Raw genomic sequence first — 24,942 nt, 5'->3', positions numbered from 1 at the left:
GGTGCTATATTGCAACCATGACTGACAGCGCGACGGACATCTTCGCGGCGCTGGCCCACCCCACACGACGTCAGATCCTGCAGGACCTGAAGGACGGTGAACTCGCGGCCGGCGAGATCGCGTCGCGCTTCTCCGCGAGCGGCCCGACCATCTCCCGTCACCTGAGCGTGCTCCGCCAGGCGGGACTCATCAGCGAGCGGCGCGATGCCAACCGCATCCTCTACTCCCTCGTGGGTGAGCGGCTCGCGCTCTCGGTCGGCGACTTCCTCTCGACGGTGTGCCCCGAGCAGATCGTGCTGCGCGAGGTCCGCAAGCGCGGACGCGGAGCCTCCGAGCCCGTCGAGGCCTGAACCGCCCCGGTGCGAGAATTGAGGGCATGAGCCCCGAGCCCTCCTCCGCCGAGCCGTCCGACCTCGCCGCCCGCGCGGCGCACACGCATGTCGTCGTCGTGGGCGGTGGCATCGGAGGTCTCGTCGCTGCGCGGGAGTGCGCGAAGGTCGGAATGCGCGTCACCGTGCTCGAGGCGGAGGAGACGCTGGGCGGCGCGATCCGCCGGGTCGACCTCGACGGTGTCACCATCGACGCCGGAGCCGAGAGCTACGCCACCAGGGGCGGACTCGTGCGCGCCCTCGTGGAGGAGCTCGACCTGGCGGACCGCATCGTCCTCCCGAAGCCGGGCGGGGCATGGCTGGCCGGAATCCCCGGTGTGGGTGCGGCGCCGCTCCCTGTGGGCGGCATCCTCGGCATCCCCGCCAATCCGTTCCAGCCCGACGTCCGCCGCATCATCGGATGGGCGGGCGTCTGGCGCGCCTACCTCGACCGCGTGCGTCCGCCCCTCACGATCGGGCACCAGCTCAGTCTCGGAAAGCTCGTCGCGTCGCGCATGGGGGCGAAGGTGCGGGATCGACTCGTCGCCCCCGTGACGACCGGCGTCTACTCGGCGTCTCCCGACGATGTCGACATCGACGTCGCAGCCCCGGGACTCAACGCCGCACTGACCCGGGTGGGCTCCCTCTCCGGCGCGGTGCAGACGCTGCGTGATGACGCCGCGGAGAAGGCCTCGGAAGCGCAGGCGGCCGCGAAGACGCCGGGAGCGGCCGTCGAGGGGCTCTCGGGAGGCATGAGCACGCTGGTCGATGCCCTCGCCGCCGACCTCATCCGCCTCGGTGCCGAGGTGCGCACGGGAGTGCGGGTGCGCGCCGTGCACAAGACCGGGGCGCGCTGGTCGGTCGAGGCCGAGGCCGAGGCTGAGGTCGCGGCCGAGGTCGAGGTGAGGGCGGAGGAAAGCGGCGAGAGCGCCGCAACGGATCCTCTGGAGCCGGTGGTCGAGGAGCTCGACGCTGACGCCGTCATCATCGCGACGCCCGAGTCGGCCGCACGGAAGCTCCTCGCCTCCGCGGTGCCGGCCCTCGCCACGACGGAGGCCGCGTCATCGCCCGAGATCGAGATCGTCACCCTCGTCCTCGACGCGCCGGAACTCGCCGCCGCCCCGAGGGGAACCGGCGTGCTGACCGTTCCGGGCAGCCACACCGCCAAGGCGCTCACCCACTCGACCGCCAAGTGGGGCTGGGTGCGCGACGCCGCGGGTGCCCGACAGATCGTGCGGGTGTCGTTCGGCGCCCAGGGGGAACCCGCAGCGACCGCGGGCCTGGACGACGCCGCGGCGGCAGACCTCGCACGGCGCGAAGCCGCCGCCCTGCTGGGAGTCACCATCGCCCCCGAGGCTGTCATCGCCTCGCATCGCGGCCGTTTCATCCAGTCGCAGCCCGCCTCGATCATCGGCTCAGGGGGGCGGCGCACCGCAGCACGCGCAGCGGTCGAGGCGGTGCCCGGTGTGGCCGCGGTCGGCGCCTGGCTCGCGGGGACCGGACTCGCCCAGGTGATCCCGGACGCACGGGACGAGGCCGATCGTCTGCGCCGCGCCCTGTTGTGGGACGGAGAGTCCTGAAGTGCGGGAGCGGTCTGTGTCAACCCTCTGACCCATAGATGCCGAATTCGGCATACGGGGTTACGCTGGGTACCTGGTCGCGGGGGGCGAATGCCTGCGGTCGGTCCCAACCGGGCGAATCTGGCCGGACTACCGGAACAAGGTGAGGAGACCCCATGAAGGGGAAGATCGGACTCGTCGTCGGGCTCGGCGTGGGCTACGTGCTCGGCACCCGTGCCGGACGTGAGCGCTACGAGCAGATCAAGACGCAGTGGCTCAAGGTGTGGCACCTCGACCCCGTGCAGGAGCAGGTCACCAAGGTCAAGGGTTTCGTCGGCGACAAGGCCGCGGCCGTTCCCGGTGCGCTCTGGACCGGTGTGGTGAAGGTCGCGAAGTCCGTCACCGGCTCGGGCACGCCCGGTCAGCGACTCGACTCCGCCATCGCCACCGGCCGTGAGGCGGCAGAAGATCTCGCCGAGGCGACCGAGGAAGCGGTCGAGGCTGCGAAGTCCACCGCGACGTCGACCAAGCCCGCTGCGAAGAAGCCCGCCGCCAAGAAGCCGGCGGCCAAGAAGCCGGCTGCGAAGCCCGCCCCCAAGAAGTCCGGCGCCTGAGATGCCCCGCGGATACCGCGATCGCGCCGACGACAGCCTGCTGACTCTCCTCGGAGATCTGCCGGAACTCGTCACGAATCTGGTCAAGGCCGAGATCGACGCCGCCAAGGCGTGGGTCTCGCGCACCTCGAAGGATGCCGGCATCGGTTCCGTGTGGTTCCTCGTCGCGCTGTTCTTCCTGTTCTGGGCCGTGCCCGTCATCCTCGTCTTCGCGATCGCCGGGCTGTCGTCCTGGTGGCCGGTGTGGCTCTCGGCGATCGCGGTGTTCGGCATCCTGATCCTCGCGGTGCTGCTGTTCGCGTTGCTCGGGATCCTCAAGTTCCGCAAGGTGCTCGCGCGCCAGAACCCGGCGCAGGCCGTCGCCGAAGACATCCGACTCGTGAAGGAGGCCGGCGATGACGAGTTCTGAGTCGCTGCCGCGCACCGCCGTTCCCGGCGGGATCGTCGACCCCGTCGCTTCGGCCCGTGCCGAGCTGAAGGCCGCCCTCGCGGCGATCGAGGTCAAGGGGAACATCCCGCGCCGGGTCGAGAAGGCGTCGACACGTGCGGTGGCGAAGGCCCGCGTGTTCGCCGATCGGAACCCGATCGGCGCGATCGCCGCCGCCGTCGGAATCGCTGCCGCAGTCGGAGGCGCGGTCTGGGCGATCGCGCGCTTCATCTCGCGCTGAGGCGCAGCATTCCGGGGAGCCGCGAGCAGCCCTCCGGGGTGATTAGCGGCTCCTGCGCAAACGAGGCAGACTGGGGAGCATGATGTCCGAAGAGCGCGATGAGAACCCGTCCGGCTTCACCCTCTGGGCTGTCTGGCGAAGAAACCCCGACCTCCCCGTGACGGAGAACGACTCGACCGAGCTCGAGACGATCGTCTCCTACATCGAGGACTCGGGTGTCACCGTCCGCGGCTTCTACGACGTCTCCGGACTCAAGGCCGACGCCGACCTCATGGTGTGGCTGCACGGCGACACCGCCGAGGAGCTGCAGAAGGCGCTGCGTCGCCTTCGTCGCACCGAGCTGCTGCGTTCGCTCCTCCCGGTGTGGAACGTCATGGGCGTGCACCGCGATGCGGAGTTCAACCGCTCCCACGTCCCGGGCTTCCTGCGGGGTATGGACCCCAAGGACTGGCTGTGCCTGTACCCGTTCGTGCGCACACCGGAGTGGTACCTCGCCCCGGAGGAGGAGCGTCGCAAGATGCTCGCCGACCACGGACGCAAGGGCGCCGCGTTCACGGGCGTTCTCGCCAACACCGTCGCCTCCTTCGCTCTCGGCGACTACGAATGGCTGCTGCCGCTCGAAGCCGATGAGCTCACCGACCTCGTCGACATGATGCGCGATCTCCGCTACACCGACGCTCGCATGTACGTGAAGGAGGAGGTGCCCTTCTACACCGGGCGCAGGCTCCGGTTCGACGAGATCGCGGACGTGCTCCAGTAAGCCCATGAGCACCCCCATTCGTCTGGGCACCCGCCGCAGCGCGCTCGCGCAGGCGCAGTCGGGTCACGTCGCCGCAGCCCTCGAGAAGCTCTCGGGGCGCCGGGTCGAGCTCGTCCCGATCACCAGCGAGGGCGACACGAATCGTGCCTCGCTCTCCGAGATCGGCGGTCAGGGCATCTTCGCCACGCGTCTTCGCGAGGCTCTGTTCGCGGGCGAGTGCGACTTCCTCGTGCACTCCCTGAAGGATCTGCCGACGGCCGTCCCCGAGGGCCTCGTGATCGCGGCGACGCCGAAGCGCGAGGATCCGCGCGATGTGGTCCTCACCCGCGACGGCACCCCGCTGCACGAGCTGCGCTCCGGAAGCACGGTGGGCACAGGGTCGCCGCGTCGCATCGCGCAGGTGCATCGACGCGCGCCGAAGGCCGAGGTCGTCGACATCCGCGGGAACGTCGACTCCCGTCTCGCCCGGGTCACATCGGGTGAGCTGGACGCGGTCATCCTCGCGGCGGCAGGTCTCTCCAGGCTCGGCGCGGAGACGCCGCTACGGCGCGAGGAGCTGGGTCTTGCCGAATGGCCGACCGCGCCAGGGCAGGGGTCGCTCGCCGTCGAGACCCGCGCGGATGCGCCGGAGGAGCTGCTCGCGGCCCTTGCCGGTCTCGACGACACCGATACTCGTCTGGCCATCACGGTGGAACGCGCGATCCTGCAGGGATTGGACGCAGGATGCCAGGCGCCGATGGCCGCGCATGCGGTGGTCGAAGGCTCCTCGATCCGGGTCAGGACGGTCGTCTATGCCGCCGACGGCGGGCGCCGGATCGGCCTCGACGTCACGGAAGACCTGAACGGGGAGTATATTCGTCGGAACGGCAGTGGCAATGGAGCGGATGCTGCCGATGGTGCAGACCCGATGCACGCAGCGCGCGAGCTCGGGTTCACTGTTGCCCGTCGGCTGCTCGATCAAGGGGCGGCCGGCCTCGTATCCCGAGAGCAATCCTCATGACCACTTCCGAAATCAAGCAGGACCGACCGTTGGACGGCTGGCGCATCCTCGTGCCCCGTGGCGGGCCGTGGGGCGACAGCGTCGCCGCGAGCCTGCGGGCTCTGGGCGCCGTGCCGGTCGTCGCACCACTGATCAACTTCGCCCCGACGACGGATCAGGCGACGCTCGACACCGCGCTGGCGCAGTTGGCCGCGGGCGAGTTCGACTGGCTGACGGTCACGAGCGCCACCACCGTCGACGTGCTCTTCGCCCACCGGGCGGCGGTGCCGCGGGAGACCAAGATCGCCGCCGTGGGCGAGACGACCGCGGCGGCGCTGCAGGCGGTCGGCTACGAGGTCACACTGGTCCCCGAGCAGGACAACTCGGCAGAGGGCATGGCGCAGCAGCTCATAGCCCTCGAGAAGGAGCCGCGTCGCATCCTCGCCCTTCGCAGCGAGATCGCGAAGCCCGTGCTCAGCAGACTGCTCTCCGAGGCGGGTCATGACGTACATGGCGTCGTCGCCTATCGCACGGTCGGTGTGCCGGTCACGGAACGGATCCGCCGCGACGTCGAGAACGGCCGGATCAACGCGATCCTCATCACCAGCGGCTCTGTCGCCGAGCAGGTGCGCGAGCAGTTCCCGGAGATCCCCGATGACACGCTGCTCGCGGCGATCGGACCACGCACGGCGAATGACGCCCAGCGTGCCGGTCTGCCGGTGTCGGTCGTCGCCGACCGTCAGACCATCGACGCCCTGATCGATGCGGTCTCGCACTTCACGCTTCCGCACGCGGCCGACGAGTTCGCGCCGTGAGCTTTCCCGATGTCCGGCTGAGGCGAGTGCGTCAGTCTCGTGCGGTGCGCGACCTCGTGCGCGAGACCTCGCTGCAGCCGCGGCAGCTCGTGCTGCCCCTCTTCGTGCGCGAGGGCATCGCCGAACCCGTGCAGATCGGGTCGATGCCCGGTGTCGCTCAGCACTCGCTCGACTCGCTGCGCGCAGCCGCGGTCGAGGCCGCGGAGGCGGGGGTCGGCGGCGTGATGCTGTTCGGCGTGCCCGCGGTGCGCGATGCCGTCGGCTCCGGCGCCGATGATCCGCGAGGCATCCTGAACGTCGCGACGGAAGCGCTGGCCTCCGAGGTCGGCGACGCGCTCGTCGTGCAGACCGATCTGTGCCTGGACGAGTTCACCGATCACGGCCACTGCGGCGTGCTCGCCGCCGACGGGTCCGTCGACAACGACGCGACGCTCGAGCGGTACACCTCGATGGCGCTGGCGCAGGCCCGTGCCGGCTCTCAGCTGCTGGGGCTGTCCGGGATGATGGACGGCCAGGTCACGGTGATCCGCAGGGCGCTCGACGCCGAGGGTTTCACCGACACGCTTCTGCTCGCCTACGCCGCGAAGTACGCGAGCGCCTTCTACGGACCCTTCCGCGAGGCTGTCGACTCTCAGCTGAAGGGCGACCGTCGCACGTACCAACTCGATCCGGGCAACCGGCGCGAGGGCGTACGCGAGGCTGTCGTCGATGAGGCCGAGGGCGCCGACATCGTCATGGTGAAACCGGCCATGGCCTTCCTCGACGTGCTGCGCGAGGTTCGCGACACGGTGAGTATTCCCGTGTGGGCATATCAGGTGTCCGGCGAGTACGCGATGATCGAAGCCGCCGGCGCGAACGGCTGGATCGACCGTCGTGCGGCCATCCTCGAATCCCTTCTCTCCATCCGCCGCGCCGGTGCGGATGCGGTGCTCACCTACTGGGCCACCGAAGCGGCCGGCTGGCTGCGCGACTGACTTCTCCGAGGAGCTCTCCTTCATGACCGACCGCAATGACGACCTGTTCTCCGCTGCCCGCGCGGTGATCCCCGGTGGGGTCAACTCGCCGGTGCGCGCCTACGGTTCGGTCGGCGGGACGCCGCGGTTCCTCGCCTCCGCGAAGGGGGCGCGGGTCACTGACGCGGCTGGTCGTGAGTACGTCGACCTCGTCGCTTCGTGGGGTCCTGCCCTGCTCGGTCACGCGCACCCCGAGATCGTCGCGGCGGTGCAGGAGGCGGCGTCCCGCGGCCTGTCCTTCGGCGCGCCGACCGAGGGCGAGGTCGAGCTCGCCACGCTGATCGCCGACCGCGTGCGGTTCGGCGAGGTCCGTCCTGTCGAGCGCGTGCGTCTGGTCTCCACCGGAACCGAGGCGACCATGACGGCGATCCGCCTCGCGCGGGGCGCCACCGGTCGCGACCTGCTCGTGAAGTTCGCCGGGCACTACCACGGTCACTCCGACGGTCTTCTCGCCGAAGCGGGTTCGGGTGTCGCCACGCTCGCCCTTCCCGGTTCTGCCGGGGTTCCGGCGCCGATCGCGGCCCAGACTCTCGTGATCGGCTACAACGACCCGGATGCGTTGGCTGCGGTGTTCGCCGAGCATGGTCCGCGCATCGCCGCCGTCATCGTCGAGGCATCGGCGGCGAACATGGGCGTCGTCGCGCCGATGCCCGGGTTCAACCGGCTGATCGCCGAGACCGCCCACGCGCACGGTGCCCTGATGATCATCGACGAGGTGCTCACCGGATTCCGCGTGCACCCGGCAGGGTTCTGGGGTCTGCAGGCCGCAGCGGGCGAGGACTATCTGCCCGACATCTTCACCTTCGGCAAGGTCGTCGGCGGGGGGATGCCGTTGGCGGCGCTGGGTGGACGAGCCGACGTCATGGACATGCTGGCTCCGCTCGGACCGGTGTACCAGGCAGGGACGCTGTCCGGGAACCCGCTCTCGGTCGCTGCGGGGCTCGCGACGCTGCGGCTCGCGACGCCCGAGGTCTACGCGACCGTCGACGCGGCGGCCGCACGGGTGTCCGCTGCTCTCGATGCCGCTCTCACATCAGCGGGCGTGACGCACGCGGTCGCCACCGCCGGCAACCTGTTCAACGCGTCCTTCCGGGCATCGGCGCCGAGGGACTATGCCGAGGCTCAGGCGCAGGAGTCGTACCGCTATGCGCCGTTCTTCCACTCGCTGCGTGAGCAGGGCGTGGCTCTTCCGCCGAGCGTGTTCGAGGCCTGGTTCCTCACCGCAGCGCACGGCGAGGAAGAGCTGCAGCAGATCGAGGCCGCCCTCCCCGCTGCTGCGGCTGCCGCGGCAGCTGCGCGCCCGTAACGCGACTCCGGTCAGAAGGACATCGGTCGGCGCCTCGCGCTGATCGGTGGCATTCGCGCACCCGGCAGTGAATCGAGTATGGTACATATGTTCGAAACACGGGGAAGGAATCATGATGACTGGTGCTGATCGACAAGGGATCGTTGCGTTCCTGTGAACAACTTCCAGACAACTGGCAGGACCGCGCTGGCAGACTGGGTGACATGGTGACGTTGTTGCTGGACCAGACGCAACTCGAGGTCGTTCTCTCGCCGATCGAACGTGCCGCCACCTTCCACCGCGACAACCTCCGGATCGCGCGCGACACCATCACCAAGGTGCAGCTGACAGAAGATGCCTGGACCTGGCTGCGTGGAGTCCCCAACCCCGGGACGCACATCCCCGGTGTGCTCGCTGCGGGCAGCTGGAAGGCCGCGGGCAGCCTCGACTTCGTGCTGATCCGCCGGCGTCGCCCGAGTGTCGTGATCGACCTCGAGGGCGATGAGCACTACCGACGGCTGATCCTCACCACGAGTCACGGGCTCGCGCTCACGCAGGCACTACGCCTCGACGTGACCGACGAACCGGCGAACGTCGAAGAGATCGTGGCGACCGCACCGGTGCCCGTCTCGAAGGGCCGCCGTCGGCCCGTCATCCGGCCCCGACCCGCCTGACCTGCAGCTCCGGAGCTCACGCTGGGTGCGGCGACCTCCTCTGAACGAAGAACGCCCTCCAGACCTGCGGGTCCGGAGGGCGTTCCATGTCAGCTGAAGCTCAGTTGTGGTGGTGCTCGTCGCCGTCGCCGTCGTGGTTCTCTTCATCGGCATGGTTCTGATTGCCGTCGGCAGCGCCTGATTCCTCGGTGCCGGACTCGTGGTGCTCTGACGCGTCGTGACCGGCACCGTCCGTCTCGGAGTGACCCGAGGACTCCGCCAGCGGCACGGTGTCGATGACGCCGGTGGATGCGACGGTCCAGTGCGCGCCCTCTGCGGGGGTGTCGTCGCTGCCCGCCGTCTCGCTCTCCGCGCTCAGCGGGTAGTCCTTGGGCTCGTCCTCGTAATACGCACGCGCCGCCGCAGCGAGCATCGAGCTCACCGCCGCAGAGCGGGGGTCTTCGTCGTCGACGTCGACAGGGGAGGAGTCGGAGCCGGCGTCGGACGCGGGGGCCTTGTCATCCTCGGATGCGTCGTGGAGATCGGCGAAGATCTCGACACCGCTGTGGTCCTCGTCGCCGTGCACCTCCTCGGAGCCGGGGGCGTCGACCGATAGGGCGGCAACGCCGTCGGCGTCCTCGGCAGAGGCGTCGTTCCCCTCGGTCGGTGCTGCAGCACCGAACAGGATCTCATCGAACGACCGTTCCGGGGACTCCTCGAAGGAGACCGCGTCGTCCTGAACGTCGTGACCCGGCTCGCCGTCGGTCTGCTCGCCGTCGGTCTGCTCGCCGACGGTCTGCTGGTCGTCAGTCTCCGGTCCGTCGACCAGCGCGGCGTCCGCGGATGCGTCGCCTTCAGCGGCCTCGCCCGCCTCTTCGGTCGCCGCGTCCACGTCGGCATCCACGTCCACGTCAGCGGCAGGAGTATCAGACTCATCCGCGACCTGCTCGGTGTCGACCTGCTCGGTGTCGTCGTGCTCGGTGTTTTCCTGTTCCGTGCGGTCGTGGTCCGTGTCGACGGATGCGGCGAGGTCGTCGGCCACGGCTGCGCCCGCAGGGGCAGCGGCGGCCTCGGCCGCCCACGCGGCAGCTGCGGCGACAGGGATGGCGACCACCGAATCGGCGGGAGCCGGTGCGGAAGCGTCTGCCGCTTCTTCGGAAGCACTCTCGTCGGCAGCGGCCTCTTCGGAGATCGCCTCCGAGGGTGCCGGCGCGGCGAGCTGCGGCGGGGTCGTCGCAGCGTTCGGTGCGAAACGGCCCCCGCGCATCAGATCGATGAAGACGTCTTCGAGCGTCGGTCCGCGCTGCACGAGGGTGCTCAGGGCGATGCCCGCTTCGGCGGCGACGGCGCCGACCGTGCCGGCATCTCCGCCGCGCACCGTCAAGCCCGAACGCAGCACCTCGATGTCGAATCCGGCCGCCATGAGCGAAGCCGTCAGCGCGGCGCGATCAGCGGCGTCGACGATGACGGAGCCGCCCTTGGGGTCGGCGAGAGTCTCGATGCCGCTGGCAAGTACGAGCGTGCCCTTCGAGAGCACGAGCACGTTGTCGGCGACCTGCTCGACCTCGCTGAGGACGTGCGACGACACGAGCACGGTGCGTCCCTCGTCGGCGAGACGTCGCATCAGCAGGCGCATCCAGCGGATGCCCTCGGGGTCGAGTCCGTTGGCCGGCTCGTCGAAGACGAGGGCGCCGGGGTCGCCGAGGAGCGCGTGGGCGACGCTGAGCCGCTGACGCATGCCGAGGGAGAAGCCGCCGATGCGGGAGTCGCCCTCGCCCTCGAGGCCGACCAGCGAGAGCACCTCGCCGACGCGCGACAGGGGGATGCCGTTCGCCTTGGCGGCGATGGTCAGCTGGCGTTCGGCGGTGCGGCGAGGACGGTAGACCGTCTCCTCGAGCACCGCGCCGATCGTACGCAACGGCTGGCGGAGTTCGGCGTAGGTGGCGCCGCCGATGGTCGCCGTGCCGGATGTGGCGCGCACCTGACCGAGCAGGATGCGCAGCGTCGTGGTCTTGCCGGCTCCGTTCGGGCCGAGGAAGGCGGTGACGGCACCGGGCTCGACGCGCGCGGAGAAGTCCGAGACGGCGGTCACCTCATTGAAGCGCTTCGTCACGTGCGTGAACTCGAGCACCTGTCCTTCAGGCATCCGTGACCTCTCGTCGCATTTTGAACAGTTCCTCCCTATCCTGCCGGAAAAGCCTGTCGGATCCCGCATTTCGCGCGGAATACCGCCGTTTGCCGAAAGGGGTAGCCTGGCGAGCGTGACCGATTCTCACGCTGCATCCCGTGTCCTCGTCCGCACCGAAGGGGCGCTCGGGCGGCTCACGCTCAATCGCCCCGAGGCGATCAACGCCCTCGACGTCGAGATGATCCAGGCCCTCACCGCGGCGTTGAACGCCTGGCGCGACGACACCGACGTGCAGATCGTGCTGCTGGACGGGGCAGGCGGGCGTGGCATGTGCGCCGGCGGCGACGTGCGCGCACTGCACGCGCAGATCGTGGCAGGGCAGGCCGAGCAGACCGCCGAGTTCTTCCGCGCCGAGTACGCGTTGAACGCCATGATCGCCGAGTACCCCAAACCGGTGGTGGCCCTCGCCGACGGCATCACGATGGGCGGCGGGATCGGGCTCGCCGGTCACGCGGCGATCCGCATCGTCACGGAGCGCTCCCAGCTCGCGATGCCCGAGACGCGGATCGGATTCACGCCGGATGTCGGCGGCACCTGGCTGCTCGGCCGCGCGCCCGGACGGCTCGGCGAGTACTTCGGCCTCACCGGGGCAGTGATGAATGGAGCGGATGCCGTCTATCTCGGGTTCGCCGATCACTACGTGCCGTCGGACCGCCTCGAGGCGCTGAGCGAGGCTCTCGCGTTCCGCGCCGACCCGACGAGCCCCAGCGAGATCGTGCTGCTGTTCGACGAGACGCCCGAGCCCTCGCAGCTGCCCGCGTCGAGGGAGTGGATCGACGAGGCCTTCTCCGCTCCCACCGTGAGCGAGATCATCGAACGCCTGCAGGCGCAGGGCACGACGGATGCCGCCGCAACCGCGGATCTCCTCGAGGGTCTCGCGCCGACCGGCCTCACGGTCACGCTCGATGCCGTGCGCGAGGCACGCGACCTGCCGGGGCTTCGCGCGGCACTGGAGGGCGAGTACCGTCGCGTGATGTGGTTCGTGAACGAGCACCCCGACCTCGTCGAGGGCATCCGCGCGCAGATCGTCGACAAGGATCGCAACCCGAAGTGGGACCCGGCGACCCTGGCCGAGCTCGACCCGGACGCCGGTGCCCCTGCGCGCGCGTACGTTCCGCAGCCCGCCCTGTTCTGAGCCCGGGTTGTTCTGAGCCCGCCCTGTTCTGAGCGAGGGCGTGTTCACCTGTCGGGAGGATGCACGGTTGTCGGGTTGAACCGGCGGTTTCGGCACGCGAGACGCCGGAACTCCCGACGGATGAACTCCGGTGAGCTCCAGGCCTACTCGGAGGCCGCGGGGGCAGGATCGGGGATCGACCGCGACTGCCAGATCGCACGGAGCACGTCGACGACGTCATCCGGGTCGGACCCGCTGGCATCGGCCTCGTCGACCAGATCGCGGATGCGACGGATCACCGAGGCAGGAAGAACCCCCGCCGTCTCGGCGACCCTCGTACCCGCAGCCGTGCGCGAGACGACCAGCCCCTCGCCCTCGAGCATCTTGTACGCGCGCGCCGCGGTTCCGGGGGCGACGCCCAGGTCGCTCGCCGTCTGTCGGACAGTCGGCAACCGCTCCCCGGTGCCCAGCTGACCCGACACGATGAGGCCGCGCAGCTGCCGGTAGATGTCGAGTGCCGGATTCGCATCGTCTGCCGGGGAGAGTCGGGGGGTCGCGCTCATCGCACGGCCTCCCGATCGGCGGAGGTCTCGGCGTCGTCGGTCCGCTCGAAGTCGTAGCCCGGCGGGCACAGCTGCGCGGTCACGAGGAGCAGCAGCACGAAGGCCGCGATCTCGAGCGCTGGCGCCAGCCATCCGCCGACGGCCGCGATCTCGCCGTATCGCCAGACGGCGTCGTAGGAGTCGCTGCGACCGTCGCCCTCGATGGTGAGTCCGCCGATCGAGCCGGCCTCGGCGATGAACCGCCATGCCCCCGCGAGGGCGAGGAGCGCGCTCGATATCGCGAGCCGTGTGATCCCCGTCGCGATGTCGCGGCGCTCGCGCTGCTCGGTGAGGACGGTCTCCGGGCGTAGGAAGGGTCGAGCCGCGTTGGCATGCAGCGCGGCGACGCTCACGGCGACGAGGGCGGCCGTGCAGATCAGGACGGGGACGCCGTAGGCCCAGCCGTAGAACCAGGGGCGGATCGGATCGATCGTCTCGTTGGGCACGTCGATCTCGAGGAACACGTACGGACCGCCGTCGATGTTCGAGGAGGCGAGCCCGGCGAGCACGGTGGTGGCGGTGAGTGCGAGCAGCGCGACGGCGGCGCCGGCCGAGCCGATGCGCGAACTGAAGCTCAGCCAGGTGCGACGCGGGGACACGACGGGCCGCTCGGCCGGCCTGCTGCCCCTCGTGACGATCAGGGTCAGCAGGACGGCGATGCCCACCCCTGCCGTGAACACCGGAGTCGCGTATCGCCACCAGGAGACCACGTTGTAGAGGTTCAGGGCGTAGCGGGTGATCAGGTTCTCGGCGACGAAGATCACGATCACCGAGATCGCGACGAGACCGAGGACGCGGTGCTCTGGCGCGTAGCGCGCGAAGACCCCGCCGGATGAGGCCGGGGTGAGGCGCGCGCGGCTCTCGCTCCGTGCGCGCCAGCGCGGCGAGACGGTGACCGCGATCGCGATGATCGCCGCGACGATCAGCGACACCCACGGCATCGAGAGGAGAGCGCCGAACAGCTGCCAGGGGTCGAACAGCCACGGGCCGGGTTCGATCCGCTGGCCGGCGTCGATCGGGGATGCGGTGGTCGTGAGCATGGGAGTCCGTCCTCTTTGTGTCATATGTCTATCACAAGTTGTATCAGTGAGTAAATACAAATGAGGGGAGGATGCTCGTCACGCTCGTCGTCCGTCCGCGCGGAGAAACCGCTGATCGGAGCGGGAGGCGGTTCGCTGTGAGCGAAGGTCCACCGTGAGGGGGATACGAATGTCCGTGGATCGTGGCACTCTGTCTTGTGGCCGATTGTCGGTCGGCATCCGTCTGCCGAGAAATCCGCCGCTTCATCCTTCCTAGAAAGTCCGCCTGTGCTGGGAAAAATCCTCCTCCGCTATCTCTCCCGATACCGATGGCTGCTGCTCGCGGTGCTGGTCTTCCAGCTCGCCAGCGTGGCGGCGACCCTCTACCTCCCGCGCCTGAACGCCGACATCATCGACAAGGGCGTCGCCCGCGGTGACACGGCGTACATCTGGAGCACCGGTCTGTTCATGCTCGCGGTCTCGCTGGGCCAGATCATCGCCTCCGTCACCGCGACCTACTTCGCCGCACGCGCCGCGATGGGCGCCGGCCGCGACATCCGTGCCGACGTGTTCGGCAAGGTCAGCGGCTTCTCCGAGCGCGAGGTGTCGCAGTTCGGCGCCGGCTCGCTCATCACCCGCAACACCAACGACGTGCAGCAGGTGCAGATGCTCGCGATGATGGGTGCGACCATGCTCGTCACGGCCCCGCTGCTCGCGATCGGCGGCATCATCTTCGCCGTGCAGACCAACGTCGGCCTGAGCTGGCTCATCGCCGTCTCGGTGCCGCTGCTGCTGATCCTGGCCGCCGTCGTCATCGGGCGCATGGTGCCGCTGTTCCGCAGCTACCAGGGCAAGCTCGACAACGTCAACCGCATCATGCGCGAGCAGCTCACGGGTGTCCGCGTCGTGCGCGCCTTCGTGCGCGAGCGCATCGAGGAGGAGCGCTTCCGCGGCGCCAACACCGACATCATGGTGGTCGGGCGCAAGGTCGGCTCGCTCTTCGTGCTGCTGTTCCCGCTGTTCATGCTCATCCTCAACGTCACCGTCGTCTCGGTCATCTGGTTCGGCGGCATCGAGGTCAACAACGGCACGGTGCAGGTGGGCACGCTGTTCGCCTTCATGCAGTACATCGGCCAGATCATGGGCGGCGTCATCATGGCCAGCTTCATGGCGATGATGATCCCGCGCGCCGCGGTCTCGGCCGAGCGCATCGGCGAGGTGCTCGACTCCGAGTCCACTCTGGTCCGCCCCGAGAACGGCGTCACGGAGTTCCCGGTCCCCGGTGCCGTCGCACTCGACGACGTCGAGTTCACCTACCCCGGAGCCGACTCCCCGGTGCTCACCGGCATCAGCTTCGCCGCGCAGCCGGGCGAGACGGTCGCGATCGTCGGATCCACCGGATCGGGCAAGACGACCCTCGTGTCGCTCATCCCGCGTCTGTTCGACGTCTCGGGGGGTGCCGTGCATGTCGGCGGCACGGATGTGCGCGAAGCCGACGTCGAGTCCCTCTGGGACAGCATCGGCCTGGTGCCGCAGCGTCCGTTCCTTTTCACCGGCACCGTCGCGTCGAACCTGCGCTACGGCCGCGAAGAGGCGACGGACGAAGAGCTCTGGCACGCACTCGACATCGCTCAGGGCCGCGACTTCGTCGAAGAGATGCCCGACGGCCTCGAGTCCCGCATCGCCCAGGGCGGCACGAACGTCTCCGGCGGTCAGCGTCAGCGACTCGCGATCGCCCGTGCGATCGTGCACCAGCCGCAGATCCTCGTCTTCGACGACTCGTTCTCGGCCCTCGACCTCACGACCGATGCCCGGCTCCGCCAGGCACTGTGGCGCGAGCTCCCGCACGTGACGAAGATCGTGGTCGCGCAGCGCATCTCCACGATCACGGATGCCGATCGCATCGTCGTCCTCGACGGCGGCACCATGGTCGGCGTCGGCACACATGAGGAGCTGCTCGAGACGAGCGACACCTACCGAGAGATCGTCGAGTCGCAGCTGGGGGTGGACGCATGAGCGCGCAGGACAACGACCAGGCCAAGGCCAAGCGCGGCCGCGGCAAGGCGGCGCCCGCCGTGGCCGAGGTCGAGCTGAGCGCCGAGGAGAAGTACGAGGCCGAGCTCGCCGAGCAGGCGCGTCAGAACTCCGGCGATTGGGACAGTGTCGCACCCGGCAAGGCCGACAACTTCGGCCCCAGCTTCGCGCGCATGATCGGGCTGCTGAAGCCGTCGGCCATCTGGTTCGTCTTCGTGTCGATCCTCGGCGCGATCGGCGTGGTCCTGACGGTCGCGGCGCCCAAGGTGCTCGCCGAGGCGACCAACCTCGTCTACAAGGGCTTCATCTCGATCCAGCTCGGACAGCCGACCGACGGGTTCCCCGGCTTCCCCGCCGGCACGTCGCAGGATGTCGTCGTCGAGGCCCTGCGAGCCGGCGGCCAAGACGACTTCGCGAACCAGGTCGGTGCGCTGGGCGACTTCACCGTCGGCCAGGGCGTCGACTTCGACGCGCTGCGGCTCGTCATCGCGGCGGTCCTCGGGATCTATGTGGCCGCGGCCTTCCTCACCTGGATCCAGGGCTACGTCATCAACGTGATCATGGTCCGCACCATGTGGCGACTGCGCGAGTCCGTCGAGGCGAAGATCAACCGCCTGCCGCTGGCCTACTTCGACAAGGTGCAGCGCGGCGAGCTGATCTCGCGCGTCACGAACGACATCGACAACATCACGCAGACGATGCAGCAGTCGCTCTCCGGTGCCCTCACCTCGGTGCTCACCGTGATCGGCGTGCTCGTCATGATGTTCTCGATCTCGTGGCAGCTCGCGCTCGTGGCCCTGGTCACGCTGCCGCTCATGGGAGTGATCTTCGGCATCATCGGACCGCGGTCGCAGAAGGCCTTCGGCATGCAGTGGCGCAAGGTCGGTCGACTGAACGCCCGTGTCGAGGAGGCATTCTCGGGCCACGCGCTGGTGAAGGTCTTCGGACGCGAGAAGGATGCGCTTGACCGGTTCCAGGTCGAGAACGAAGAGCTGTTCCAGGCGAGCTTCAAGGCGCAGTTCCTCTCCGGCATCATCATGCCGGCCATGATGTTCGTCGGGAATCTCAGCTACGTGGGCATCGCGGTGCTCGGCGGTCTGATGGTCGCGAACGGTCAGCTCCGTCTCGGTGACGTGCAGGCGTTCATCCAGTACTCGCAGCAGTTCACGCAGCCGCTGTCCGAGCTCGGTGGCATGGCCGCGGTCGTGCAGTCCGGAACGGCATCGGCCGAGCGTGTCTTCGAGCTGCTGGACGCCGACGAGCAGGAGGCCGATGACGCCGACGCTCCCGATCTGGTGGAGGGCAAGGGCGTGATCGAGTTCGAGAACGTCGCGTTCTCCTACACGCCGGAGCGTCCGCTCATCCGTGACCTGTCGTTCCGGGTCGAGCCCGGGCAGACGGTCGCCATCGTGGGGCCGACCGGGGCGGGGAAGACCACGCTCGTCAACCTGATCATGCGCTTCTACGAGCTCAGCGGCGGGCGGATCATGCTCGACGGCCAGGATATCGCCGAGGTCACCCGCGACGAGCTGCGCTCACGCACCGGAATGGTGCTCCAGGATCCGTGGCTGTTCGCCGGCAGCATCCGCGAGAACATCCGCTACGGACGCTCCACCGCGACCGATGACGAGGTTCTCGCCGCCGCCAGAGCGACCTACGTCGACCGCTTCGTGCACGCCCTCCCCGAGGGCTACGACACGGTGCTCGACGAGGATGCAGCGAACGTGTCGGCGGGTGAGCGCCAGCTCATCACCATCGCGCGAGCCTTCGTCGCGCAGCCGTCGATCCTCATCCTCGATGAGGCCACCTCGGCGGTCGACACCCGCACCGAGCTGCTGCTGCAGCACGCGATGGCCGCGCTCCGTGAAGGACGTACGTCGTTCGTGATCGCGCATCGTCTGTCGACGATCCGCGACGCCGACCTCATCCTGGTGATGGAGCATGGCGACATCGTGGAGAAGGGCACGCACGACGAGCTGATCGCCGCGCAGGGCGCCTACTGGCGTCTGTACCAGTCGCAGTTCGAGCAGGCGGCGACCGACATCGACGCCGACGACGCACTCACCGGGGCGACCCCGGTCGTCGTCACGGGTGAGGCGACCGACGCCGAGGGCGCCGCTGCGGAGGCCGCTGCCGCCGTGGCCGGAGCCTCGGTGGGTGCCCAGGTGCCGGCCGCGGAGACAGCGGCCGCGCAGGCTCTGCTGGAAGACGGAGCGGACGGCTCCGCCCGCCGCTCCTGATCTGCGGGCACAGCACAGGACGACGCCCCATTCCGCTCACGCGGGGTGGGGCGTCGTCCTGTGCTGGTCACGCGACCGGGAGGCGCACGACGCGCTCGGGAGATGCGTGAGCGGAGAGGGTGGTCAGGAGCGGTCGGTCGTGATGCCGAGCAGTTCCAGCGGGTGGGTCAGACGCCACCACGGGCTCGGGCCCTCGACGTCTTCGGCCAGCACCAGAGGCGTCGTGGTGGTGTTGAGGGGGCCGGCTGTGGTGAGCGTCCCCACCGCGTCGTCCTGCTCACGCTCGTCGCCGAGGGCGAAGTCCGCCGTGGCCGTGGCGGTCGCTGCGTTCCAGAGCACCACGTCGGCGTCGGATTCGGTGATGACGTCGACCTTCTCACCCCAGGGGGTCGTGACCTGACCGACGACCGTGTTCTTCGCGACGGCCGGGGCCTGAGCTTCCAGCGCGGCTTCCGCCTCGGTGAACAGGGAGCGGGTGAGGGCGAGTCGCTGGTCGTTGCCGGCCTGGTTCAGGGCCGCGGCGTAGAGGTGCACGGTCGTGTCGCCGATGATCACATCCTTCGCGGTGAGCAGGTTCCAGCCCACGAGCGTGCCGGTCTTGATGCCCACGACACCGGGGTCGTCGAGCATTCCGTTCGTGTTCACGACGGTGCCGGCACCCGGAAGATCGACCGACCTGGTCCCCACGATCTCTGCGAACACCGGGTTCTGCATGGCGCGCTCACCGAGGGCGATCAGGGCCTCGGGAGTGGCGACGTTGCGTTCGTCGAAGCCCGACGGCGTCACCACGGTGATGCCGGTGAGCCCGCGTTCTCGCAGCCAGACCTCTGCGGCACGGGCGAACTCGCGATCGGAACCCCAGATCTCGGTTGCCAGGCGGTCGATGTAGTTGTTCGCCGAGCCCATGAGCGTGCCCTGCAGCAGCTGATACTCCGTCAGAACGCCGCCGATCGGCACATCGAGGGCGGACTGGTCGCTGCGGCGGTAGTCCCAGTACTTCACGCTGTCGGCGCGGGTGAACGAGAACTCGGGGCCCTGCTCGCCGAGCGCGAGCGGCATCCGGTCGAGCACCATCAGGCTGCTCACCACCTTGGTGATGCTCGCGATGCTCACCGCATCGGGGACCGATGCCGCGGTGCCCATGCCGGCGATCCCCACGGCGCCGGCGCCCTCGGTCGGCCAGGTGACCGCGGCAGCGGCGGCGGGCGTCGTCGCGAACTCGACAGACTGCACCGTGGGCGGCACCTCGTGCAACGGCCACAGCAGCGTGGTGCCGGCGTACACGGCGACGATGCCGACGAGCGTGGACAGCGGCACCAGGATTCCGGGGCGGGCGATGGCCGGACGAAGACGCGCCCCCCGCAGCAGGCCGTCCGTCGGTTCGGCTTTCGACGTCTCGTCGAGAGTCGCGGCGTCGGTGCCGGCGGCGACCGTCGCGGTGTCCACCCAGGTCAGAGCTGTGGCGGTGGTGGTGTCATCCGCCCACCGGGGTGACGCGCCGTCCAGCAGGGCGAGGGCGTCGTCAGAGGTCTCTGCGGCGATGGGCTCGCGAGGAACGAAAGGCGGCTTGGTCAGGGCGGGGGTCGCCGGTTCCGGCGACACCACCGGCTCCGGCGGCACGACGGGATCCGGCGCGACCACCGGTTCCGGCGGCACGACGGGATCCGGCGCGACCACCGGCTCCGCGGCGAGCGCGGGTGTCGACGTCTGCTCGGCCGTCAGCACCGAACCGGCTGCCGCAGCATCGACAGGTCCGGAGGGGGAGGCGTTCGCCGGGCCGTCGTCGCCGACGACGCCCGTCGCCTCGTCGGCGGGATCTGAAGCGGTCACTCGTTTACGGTACCCAATCCCGGGCGAGTTCCGCGGTGCGCGGCCTTGTCGCCCTGTGGGTGTCGCCGGCGGTAGGATCGTCAGCACAACCACGGGAGTCCGGCGAGCCGGGCTGAGAGGGAGCGAATCGCGCTTCGACCGTCGAACCTGATCTGGGTCATGCCAGCGCAGGGAGGAGTTCAGATGAGTACGTCCACGTCCACGTCCACATCCGCGACCGCGAAGACGCAGGGGAACACCCCGGGCCGGAGCTACCTGCGCTGGCGGATCGTCGACATCGTCGTCGCCAGCGTCCTCGGAGTCGCAGCCGGCCTGATCTTCCTGGCCTGGAACGTCGGGTACCTCGGGCCGAAGGCCCTGCTCGAGCCGCTGCTCCCCGGCATCCAGGGCCTCCTCGACGGCCCGTGGCTCTTCGCCGGCGTGCTCGGCGGACTCATCATCCGCAAGGCCGGGGCGGCGATCTACGTCGAGCTGCTCGCGGCGGTCGTCTCGGCGCTCATCGGCAACCAGTGGGGCGGGTTCCTCACCCTCGAGGCCGGACTCGTGCAGGGGCTCGGCGCCGAGCTGGTCTTCCTGCTCTTCTTCTACCGCCGCTGGTCGCTGCCCGTCGCGATCCTCGCAGGAGCCGGCGCCGCCCTTGCCGGTGGCATCAACAATCTCGTGCTCTGGTACGCCGGTTCCGGTCCCGCCTTCACCACCATCTACCTGATCAGCACGGTCATCTCGGGTGCCGTCATCGCGGGTGCCCTGTCCTGGGTGCTGGCGCGCGGCATCGCCGCGACCGGGGCTCTGGACCGGTTCGGCTCCGGGCGCGAGGCGCGCGTCCGCGTCTGATGTCGGCCGATCAGACGGCCCCCGCCGCCGTCGAGGCCCGCGGCTGGGGGTGGCGTCACGCGAGTCGCCTCGCCTGGGCGCTGCGCGACATCTCCTTCCGCATCGAGCCCGGTGAGCGTGTGCTCGTGCTCGGTGCGTCGGGTGCGGGCAAGTCGACCCTGCTGCACGGCCTCGCCGGCGTGCTCGGGGGTGAGGAAGAGGGCGAGAGCGAGGGCACGCTGATCGTCGACGGTGCTCCTGCCGTGGCCACCCGCGGACGTGCGGGGCTCGTGCTGCAGGACCCCGACTCCCAGGTGATCCTCGCGCGAGTGGGCGATGACGTGGCGTTCGGCTGCGAGAACCTCGGAGTGCCGCGAGCGCAGATCTGGCCGCGGGTGGAGGCGGCCCTGGAGGCCGTCGGCCTCGATGTGCCGCTCGGGCACCCGACCAAGGCCCTGTCCGGTGGGCAGAAGCAGCGGCTGGCGCTCGCCGGGGTGCTGGCGATGGGGCCGGGTCTGGTGCTGCTCGATGAACCGACGGCGAATCTCGATCCCGCCGGGGTCATCGAGGTGCGCGATGCCGTGGAGCGGATGCTGCAGGCTCAGCCGTCGACGCTCATCGTCGTCGAGCACCGCCTCGAGGTCTGGTTGCCGCTCATCACGCGCGTGATCGTGATCGGGAGCGGCGGTGTGGTCGCCGACGGTGCACCGGCGGAAGTCCTCGGAGTCCGTGGTGCACAGCTGGCCGCGGACGGCGTCTGGGTGCCGGGGCATCCTCCCGCCGCGCCGCCGCCCCCGCTCTGGCCGCCAGGGGAGACCCTGCTCTCGGCGCGCGACCTGGCCGTCGCCCGCGTCAAGGGGCGTCCTGTCGCCACCGGTATCGACCTCGACGTGCACGCGGGGGAGGCGCTCGCGATCACCGGACCCAACGGGGCGGGCAAGTCGACGCTCGGTCTGACCCTCGCCGGGCTCCTTCCTCCGGCGAGTGGCGCGGTCGAGGCATCCGCGCTCCTCGCGAACGGTGCGGAGTCCGCGCCGATCCGCTGGAGCTCGCGGGATCTGCTGACCCGCATCGGCATGGTGTTCCAGGAGCCGGAGCATCAGCTGCTCGCGAAGACCGTGCGCGAGGAACTGGCCGTCGGGCCGCGGGCGCTCGGCATGACCGACGACGAGATCACCGCTCGCAGCGACGAGCTGCTCACCCGTCTGCGTCTGGCGCACCTCGCCGCCGCCAACCCGTACACGCTCTCCGGCGGTGAGAAGCGCCGGCTCACGGTGGCCGCAGCCATCGCGACCAGACCGCGCGTGCTCGTGCTCGACGAGCCCACCTTCGGGCAGGATGCCCGCACCTGGGCCGAACTCGTCGCCATGCTCGCCGCGCTCCGAGACGAGGGTGCGGCGATCGTCACGATCACGCACGACCTCGAGGTCGTGCGCGCCCTGCACGCCGCGCGGTTCGAGCTGGGGGGTGCGTCATGAGCCTTCTCGAGACGCGCGCACGCACCGGAGCGCTCGCCACGGTCAACCCGGTGGCCAAGCTCGGGGTGAGCGCGCTCATCGCGGTACCCCTGATCCTGACTCTCGATCCGGTCTCGGCCTCCGTCGCCCTCGCCCTGGAGTTCGTGCTGTTCCTGTTCGCCGGGATCGGCTGGCGCGAGTTCTGGGTGCGCACCTGGCCGGTGTGGCTCGCAGCGCCCCTCACCGGTCTCACGATCGCGCTCTACGGTCAGACCAGCGGCGTCGTCTACGTCGACTGGTTCGTGCTGCGCATCAGCGAGGGATCGCTCGCGCTGGCGCTCGCGACGATGCTGCGTGTGCTGGCGATCGCGCTGCCGTCGGTCGTGCTCTTCATCACCGTCGATCCGACCGACCTCGCCGACGGTCTCGGCCAGATCGTCCGTCTGCCCGCCCGATTCGTGCTCGGCGCACTCGCGGGCCTCCGGATGGTGGGCCTCTTCCTCGACGATTGGCGTGCGCTCGAGCTGGCGCGTCGGGCCAGGGGTGTGGCCGATCGCGGCCGCATCCGTCGCTTCCTGGGGATGGCCTTCGCCCTGCTCGTGCTCTCCATCCGCCGCGGCGCCAAACTGGCGACGGCCATGGAGGCGCGGGGCTTCGGGGCGCCGGGCCGGCGCACCTGGGCGCGAGAGTCACGCTTCGGGGCGGCCGAATGGCTGCTGCTCGCCGTGGGCGCGGCCATCTCCGGCATAGCGGTCGCTGCTGCCGTCTTCACCGGGGCGTGGAACTTCATCCTCGGCCCCTCGGCCTGAGTCAACGCAACTGCGCGAACCTCTCGACCTTCGTGGTCGGACCGACGACGAGCACGGTGTCTCCTTCGCCCAGCACGGTGTCGGCCTCGGCGTTTCGCCATTCCCCTCGTTCGGGTCGATACGCGGCCACCGTGATCCCGTGCGTGCTGCGCACGGCGGCCTCTCGCAAGGTGATGCCCTGCAGGTGCCGGGGTGCGACGGTCTTGACGATCGCGTAGCCGCGGTCGATCTCCAGGTAGTCGGCGGCCGCGCCGCGCACGAGATGGGCGACGCGTCGGCCCATGTCCTTCTCCGGATAGATGACACGATGCACGCCGAGCTGTTCGAGGACCGCCCCGTGCTGCTCGTCGACCGCTTTGGCCCAGATCACGGGTACCTGCAGCTGGAGTAGCAGAGACGCGGTGAGGATCGACGCGGTGATGTCGTTGCCGATGGCGAGGACGACACGATCGAACTCTCCGACCGCGAGCTGATGGAGCACGTCGAGCCGTGTCGAGTCTGCTCTGACCACCTGCGTGAGCTCGCCGTTGAGGGACTGCACGATGTCCTCGTCGGCGTCGATGCCGAGGACCTCTGTGCCCGACGACATCAGTTCGAGCGCGAGGGAGGTCCCGAAGCGTCCGAGGCCGATCACCGCGACGGAATCGGCTTCGGCGATGCGTCGGGCGTCAGGGGTGAAGGAGAGGAACTTGGTCATGTGGTGTCCTTGTCGTCGAACGATCGTGCAGGGGAGACCGGTCAGCCGATCGCCGGGCGTTCCTTGGGCAGCTCGTACGCCGTCTGCCGTTGGCGCAGGGCCAGCGCGGAACCCAGTGTCAGCGGTCCGAGCCGGCCGAGGAACATCAGGAGAACGAGGATGAGCTGCGCGGCCGCCGGCAGATCGGCCGTGATGCCGGTGGACATGCCGACGGTACCGAACGCCGAGACGACTTCGAAGAGCACGCGATCGAGGTCGAGATCCGTCATCGCGAGTATCGCGATCACTGCGCTCATCACCGCGGCGAGGGCGACGATCACCACGGTGATGGCCTCCCTGTGCACAGACCGCGAGAGCCGCTTGCCGAACACGTTCACCGCGGTCCCGCCGCGGAACTCGGTCCACATGATGAACAACAGGACGGCGAAGGTCGTCACCTTGATGCCGCCGGCGGTGCCTGCCGGTCCGCCTCCGATGAACATCAGCACATCTGTGACGAGCCAGGTCTCATCGTGCATGAGCGAGGTGTCCACGGAGTTGAAGCCGGCCGTGCGGGCCTGCACCGAATGGAAGAACCCCGCCAGCATGCGGGAGGCGGGATCGAGCGGTCCCAGCGTGCCGGGATTGTTCCACTCCACGACCACCGTGAACCCCGTGCCGAGGGTGAGCAGGACGAGGGTGGCGACGAGCACGATCCGCGTGTTCATCGACCAGTGCAGCGGGTTCCTGAACTCCTTCCGGAGCTGTCGAAGCACGGGGAAGCCGAGCCCGCCGAGGATGATCGCGATGCAGATCGGGATGCAGATCCACGGGTCGGACACGAACCCGATCAGGCTGTCGGTGTACAGCGCGAACCCCGCGTTGTTGAAGGACGACACGGCGTGGAAGACGGCGTGCCAGGCGGCTCGGCCCACGTCGTAGTCGTAGCCGGTCCAGAAGCGGACGAACAGGACCGTCGCGACCGCCGCCTCGATGATCAAGGTCGTGATCAGGATGCCGATCGCGGTGCGCTTCATGTCGCCCACACCCGTGGACTTCGTCTCGGTGCCGGCGAAGATCCGTGAACGCACGCTGAGCTTGCGAGCGAGCGCGAAGCCGATCAGGGCCGCGAAGAGCATGATGCCGAGCCCGCCGAGCTGGATCAGGAGCAGGATCACGACTTTGCCGAACGGGCTCCAGTAGGTCGCGGTGTCGACCACGATGAGTCCCGTCACGCACACCGCAGAGGTCGAGGTGAAAAGCGCATCGACGAAGTTCGTCCAGACGCCGCTGCGCGACGAGAACGGGAGCATCAGAAGCGCGGTGCCGACGAGGATCGCCGCCCCGAAGCCGAGGGCGATCGCCTGGGCGGGGGCGAAGCCCCGCCGACGCGGGAGACGACGCGCCGGAGCGGGGAGGGTCAACACGAGAAGTGACGTTACTCCT

Annotated in this window: 23 protein-coding genes and 1 riboswitch; of the genes, 17 read left to right on the top strand and 6 right to left on the bottom strand. The window is 69.5% G+C overall.

The window, feature by feature from the left end:
• Nucleotides 1-17 precede the first annotated feature (17 nt).
• The 11 genes from ASC55_RS09315 to ASC55_RS09265 all read left to right on the top strand — a co-directional run bounded on the left by ASC55_RS09315 (nucleotide 18) and on the right by ASC55_RS09265 (nucleotide 8,735).
• The gene (locus tag ASC55_RS09315) at nucleotides 18-350 is read left to right on the top strand and encodes a metalloregulator ArsR/SmtB family transcription factor (protein ID WP_017829549.1); all 333 of its coding nucleotides are present in this window, start codon (nucleotides 18-20) and stop codon (nucleotides 348-350) included.
• A 26-nt stretch (nucleotides 351-376) separates the two neighbouring features.
• Nucleotides 377-1,948 carry a protoporphyrinogen/coproporphyrinogen oxidase gene (locus tag ASC55_RS09310; RefSeq protein ID WP_055874685.1) on the top strand — a complete coding sequence of 524 codons (1,572 nt, stop codon included), beginning with the start codon at nucleotides 377-379 and terminating at the stop codon, nucleotides 1,946-1,948.
• Nucleotides 1,949-2,103: 155 nt separating this feature from the next.
• On the top strand, nucleotides 2,104-2,541 hold the full coding sequence (locus ASC55_RS09305) for a hypothetical protein (protein WP_055874683.1): 438 nt from the start codon (nucleotides 2,104-2,106) through the stop codon (nucleotides 2,539-2,541).
• A 1-nt stretch (nucleotide 2,542) separates the two neighbouring features.
• Nucleotides 2,543-2,950: a phage holin family protein gene (locus tag ASC55_RS09300; RefSeq protein WP_017829546.1), complete on the top strand. Its 408-nt coding sequence runs from the start codon at nucleotides 2,543-2,545 to the stop codon at nucleotides 2,948-2,950.
• Nucleotides 2,937-3,209, top strand: a complete 273-nt coding sequence (locus tag ASC55_RS09295; protein ID WP_017829545.1) for a hypothetical protein — start codon at nucleotides 2,937-2,939, stop codon at nucleotides 3,207-3,209. Before ASC55_RS09300 ends, ASC55_RS09295 begins: the two co-directional genes overlap by 14 nt.
• A gap of 79 nt (nucleotides 3,210-3,288) precedes the next feature.
• Entirely contained in the window at nucleotides 3,289-3,969 is a 681-nt protein-coding gene (gene hemQ / locus ASC55_RS09290) for a hydrogen peroxide-dependent heme synthase (RefSeq protein ID WP_017829544.1), read from the top strand.
• Nucleotides 3,970-3,973: 4 nt separating this feature from the next.
• A complete protein-coding gene (gene hemC, locus ASC55_RS09285) occupies nucleotides 3,974-4,969 on the top strand; it encodes a hydroxymethylbilane synthase (protein ID WP_055866189.1) in 996 nt (331 codons plus the stop codon).
• Entirely contained in the window at nucleotides 4,966-5,763 is a 798-nt protein-coding gene (locus ASC55_RS09280; RefSeq protein ID WP_017829542.1) for a uroporphyrinogen-III synthase, read from the top strand. Before hemC ends, ASC55_RS09280 begins: the two co-directional genes overlap by 4 nt.
• Nucleotides 5,760-6,737 carry a porphobilinogen synthase gene (gene hemB, locus ASC55_RS09275; RefSeq protein WP_055866187.1) on the top strand — a complete coding sequence of 326 codons (978 nt, stop codon included), beginning with the start codon at nucleotides 5,760-5,762 and terminating at the stop codon, nucleotides 6,735-6,737. Before ASC55_RS09280 ends, hemB begins: the two co-directional genes overlap by 4 nt.
• 22 nt (nucleotides 6,738-6,759) lie before the next feature.
• The gene (gene hemL, locus ASC55_RS09270) at nucleotides 6,760-8,082 is read left to right on the top strand and encodes a glutamate-1-semialdehyde 2,1-aminomutase (RefSeq protein WP_055874676.1); all 1,323 of its coding nucleotides are present in this window, start codon (nucleotides 6,760-6,762) and stop codon (nucleotides 8,080-8,082) included.
• Nucleotides 8,083-8,285: 203 nt separating this feature from the next.
• Nucleotides 8,286-8,735 carry a hypothetical protein gene (locus ASC55_RS09265; protein ID WP_055874673.1) on the top strand — a complete coding sequence of 150 codons (450 nt, stop codon included), beginning with the start codon at nucleotides 8,286-8,288 and terminating at the stop codon, nucleotides 8,733-8,735.
• Between the two features lie 100 nt (nucleotides 8,736-8,835).
• Here ASC55_RS09265 and ASC55_RS17615 read toward each other — a convergent pair whose 3' ends face one another.
• The gene (locus ASC55_RS17615) at nucleotides 8,836-10,860 is read right to left on the bottom strand and encodes an ATP-binding cassette domain-containing protein (RefSeq protein WP_082524283.1); all 2,025 of its coding nucleotides are present in this window, start codon (nucleotides 10,858-10,860) and stop codon (nucleotides 8,836-8,838) included.
• 115 nt (nucleotides 10,861-10,975) lie between these two features.
• Between ASC55_RS17615 and ASC55_RS09255 the strand changes: the two genes are divergently transcribed.
• Nucleotides 10,976-12,037 (top strand): enoyl-CoA hydratase/isomerase family protein, encoded by a 1,062-nt coding sequence (locus ASC55_RS09255; RefSeq protein WP_055874669.1) that lies wholly within the window; start codon nucleotides 10,976-10,978, stop codon nucleotides 12,035-12,037.
• A gap of 143 nt (nucleotides 12,038-12,180) precedes the next feature.
• Here the strand turns inward: ASC55_RS09255 and ASC55_RS09250 are convergent, their stop codons facing one another.
• Nucleotides 12,181-12,579 carry a GntR family transcriptional regulator gene (locus ASC55_RS09250; RefSeq protein ID WP_055866178.1) on the bottom strand — a complete coding sequence of 133 codons (399 nt, stop codon included), beginning with the start codon at nucleotides 12,577-12,579 and terminating at the stop codon, nucleotides 12,181-12,183.
• Nucleotides 12,576-13,658, bottom strand: a complete 1,083-nt coding sequence (locus ASC55_RS09245) for a hypothetical protein (protein WP_055874666.1) — start codon at nucleotides 13,656-13,658, stop codon at nucleotides 12,576-12,578. Before ASC55_RS09245 ends, ASC55_RS09250 begins: the two co-directional genes overlap by 4 nt.
• Before the next feature lie 267 nt (nucleotides 13,659-13,925).
• On the opposite strand from ASC55_RS09245, the gene ASC55_RS09240 reads away from it, so the two are divergent.
• Nucleotides 13,926-15,653 carry an ABC transporter ATP-binding protein gene (locus ASC55_RS09240; RefSeq protein ID WP_055866173.1) on the top strand — a complete coding sequence of 576 codons (1,728 nt, stop codon included), beginning with the start codon at nucleotides 13,926-13,928 and terminating at the stop codon, nucleotides 15,651-15,653.
• Complete coding sequence (locus ASC55_RS09235) at nucleotides 15,650-17,911, top strand: ABC transporter ATP-binding protein (RefSeq protein ID WP_055866170.1); 2,262 nt, start codon at nucleotides 15,650-15,652, stop codon at nucleotides 17,909-17,911. Before ASC55_RS09240 ends, ASC55_RS09235 begins: the two co-directional genes overlap by 4 nt.
• Before the next feature lie 123 nt (nucleotides 17,912-18,034).
• Here the strand turns inward: ASC55_RS09235 and ASC55_RS09230 are convergent, their stop codons facing one another.
• Nucleotides 18,035-19,741, bottom strand: a complete 1,707-nt coding sequence (locus ASC55_RS09230) for a D-alanyl-D-alanine carboxypeptidase family protein (RefSeq protein ID WP_055874663.1) — start codon at nucleotides 19,739-19,741, stop codon at nucleotides 18,035-18,037.
• 81 nt (nucleotides 19,742-19,822) lie between these two features.
• Nucleotides 19,823-19,934: riboswitch (TPP riboswitch) on the top strand.
• On the opposite strand from ASC55_RS09230, the gene ASC55_RS09225 reads away from it, so the two are divergent.
• The 3 genes from ASC55_RS09225 (at nucleotide 19,925) to ASC55_RS09215 (ending at nucleotide 22,820) form a co-directional block, all read left to right on the top strand.
• On the top strand, nucleotides 19,925-20,575 hold the full coding sequence (locus ASC55_RS09225) for an ECF transporter S component (RefSeq protein WP_055874660.1): 651 nt from the start codon (nucleotides 19,925-19,927) through the stop codon (nucleotides 20,573-20,575). It overlaps the preceding riboswitch by 10 nt.
• Nucleotides 20,575-22,032 carry an ABC transporter ATP-binding protein gene (locus tag ASC55_RS09220; RefSeq protein ID WP_200935162.1) on the top strand — a complete coding sequence of 486 codons (1,458 nt, stop codon included), beginning with the start codon at nucleotides 20,575-20,577 and terminating at the stop codon, nucleotides 22,030-22,032. The genes ASC55_RS09225 and ASC55_RS09220 overlap by 1 nt, the downstream gene beginning before the upstream one ends.
• Entirely contained in the window at nucleotides 22,029-22,820 is a 792-nt protein-coding gene (locus tag ASC55_RS09215; RefSeq protein WP_055874657.1) for an energy-coupling factor transporter transmembrane component T family protein, read from the top strand. Before ASC55_RS09220 ends, ASC55_RS09215 begins: the two co-directional genes overlap by 4 nt.
• Before the next feature lies 1 nt (nucleotide 22,821).
• Here the strand turns inward: ASC55_RS09215 and ASC55_RS09210 are convergent, their stop codons facing one another.
• Nucleotides 22,822-23,517 (bottom strand): potassium channel family protein, encoded by a 696-nt coding sequence (locus ASC55_RS09210; protein WP_017829528.1) that lies wholly within the window; start codon nucleotides 23,515-23,517, stop codon nucleotides 22,822-22,824.
• Between the two features lie 41 nt (nucleotides 23,518-23,558).
• A complete protein-coding gene (locus ASC55_RS09205) occupies nucleotides 23,559-24,923 on the bottom strand; it encodes a TrkH family potassium uptake protein (RefSeq protein ID WP_055866162.1) in 1,365 nt (454 codons plus the stop codon).
• Nucleotides 24,924-24,942: the final 19 nt, after the last annotated feature.

It is taken from the genome of Microbacterium sp. Root322 (assembly GCF_001425645.1).
GTDB classification, from domain to species: Bacteria; Actinomycetota; Actinomycetes; order Actinomycetales; family Microbacteriaceae; genus Microbacterium; species Microbacterium maritypicum.
Note: the sequence above shows the minus strand (reverse complement) of the source record. Positions and strands in the feature narration are given on the sequence as shown.

Coding starts and splice junctions, on each gene's coding strand:
- ASC55_RS09215 (WP_055874657.1), top strand. CDS start 22,029: ATGAGCCTTCTCGAGACGCGCGCACGCACCGGAGCGCTCGCCACGGTC.
- ASC55_RS09210 (WP_017829528.1), bottom strand. CDS start 23,517: ATGACCAAGTTCCTCTCCTTCACCCCTGACGCCCGACGCATCGCCGAA.
- ASC55_RS09315 (WP_017829549.1), top strand. CDS start 18: ATGACTGACAGCGCGACGGACATCTTCGCGGCGCTGGCCCACCCCACA.
- hemL (WP_055874676.1), top strand. CDS start 6,760: ATGACCGACCGCAATGACGACCTGTTCTCCGCTGCCCGCGCGGTGATC.
- ASC55_RS17615 (WP_082524283.1), bottom strand. CDS start 10,860: ATGCCTGAAGGACAGGTGCTCGAGTTCACGCACGTGACGAAGCGCTTC.
- ASC55_RS09225 (WP_055874660.1), top strand. CDS start 19,925: ATGAGTACGTCCACGTCCACGTCCACATCCGCGACCGCGAAGACGCAG.
- hemQ (WP_017829544.1), top strand. CDS start 3,289: ATGATGTCCGAAGAGCGCGATGAGAACCCGTCCGGCTTCACCCTCTGG.
- ASC55_RS09250 (WP_055866178.1), bottom strand. CDS start 12,579: ATGAGCGCGACCCCCCGACTCTCCCCGGCAGACGATGCGAATCCGGCA.
- hemC (WP_055866189.1), top strand. CDS start 3,974: ATGAGCACCCCCATTCGTCTGGGCACCCGCCGCAGCGCGCTCGCGCAG.
- ASC55_RS09235 (WP_055866170.1), top strand. CDS start 15,650: ATGAGCGCGCAGGACAACGACCAGGCCAAGGCCAAGCGCGGCCGCGGC.
- ASC55_RS09295 (WP_017829545.1), top strand. CDS start 2,937: ATGACGAGTTCTGAGTCGCTGCCGCGCACCGCCGTTCCCGGCGGGATC.
- ASC55_RS09305 (WP_055874683.1), top strand. CDS start 2,104: ATGAAGGGGAAGATCGGACTCGTCGTCGGGCTCGGCGTGGGCTACGTG.
- ASC55_RS09280 (WP_017829542.1), top strand. CDS start 4,966: ATGACCACTTCCGAAATCAAGCAGGACCGACCGTTGGACGGCTGGCGC.
- ASC55_RS09265 (WP_055874673.1), top strand. CDS start 8,286: ATGGTGACGTTGTTGCTGGACCAGACGCAACTCGAGGTCGTTCTCTCG.
- ASC55_RS09310 (WP_055874685.1), top strand. CDS start 377: ATGAGCCCCGAGCCCTCCTCCGCCGAGCCGTCCGACCTCGCCGCCCGC.
- ASC55_RS09220 (WP_200935162.1), top strand. CDS start 20,575: ATGTCGGCCGATCAGACGGCCCCCGCCGCCGTCGAGGCCCGCGGCTGG.
- ASC55_RS09300 (WP_017829546.1), top strand. CDS start 2,543: ATGCCCCGCGGATACCGCGATCGCGCCGACGACAGCCTGCTGACTCTC.
- ASC55_RS09245 (WP_055874666.1), bottom strand. CDS start 13,658: ATGCTCACGACCACCGCATCCCCGATCGACGCCGGCCAGCGGATCGAA.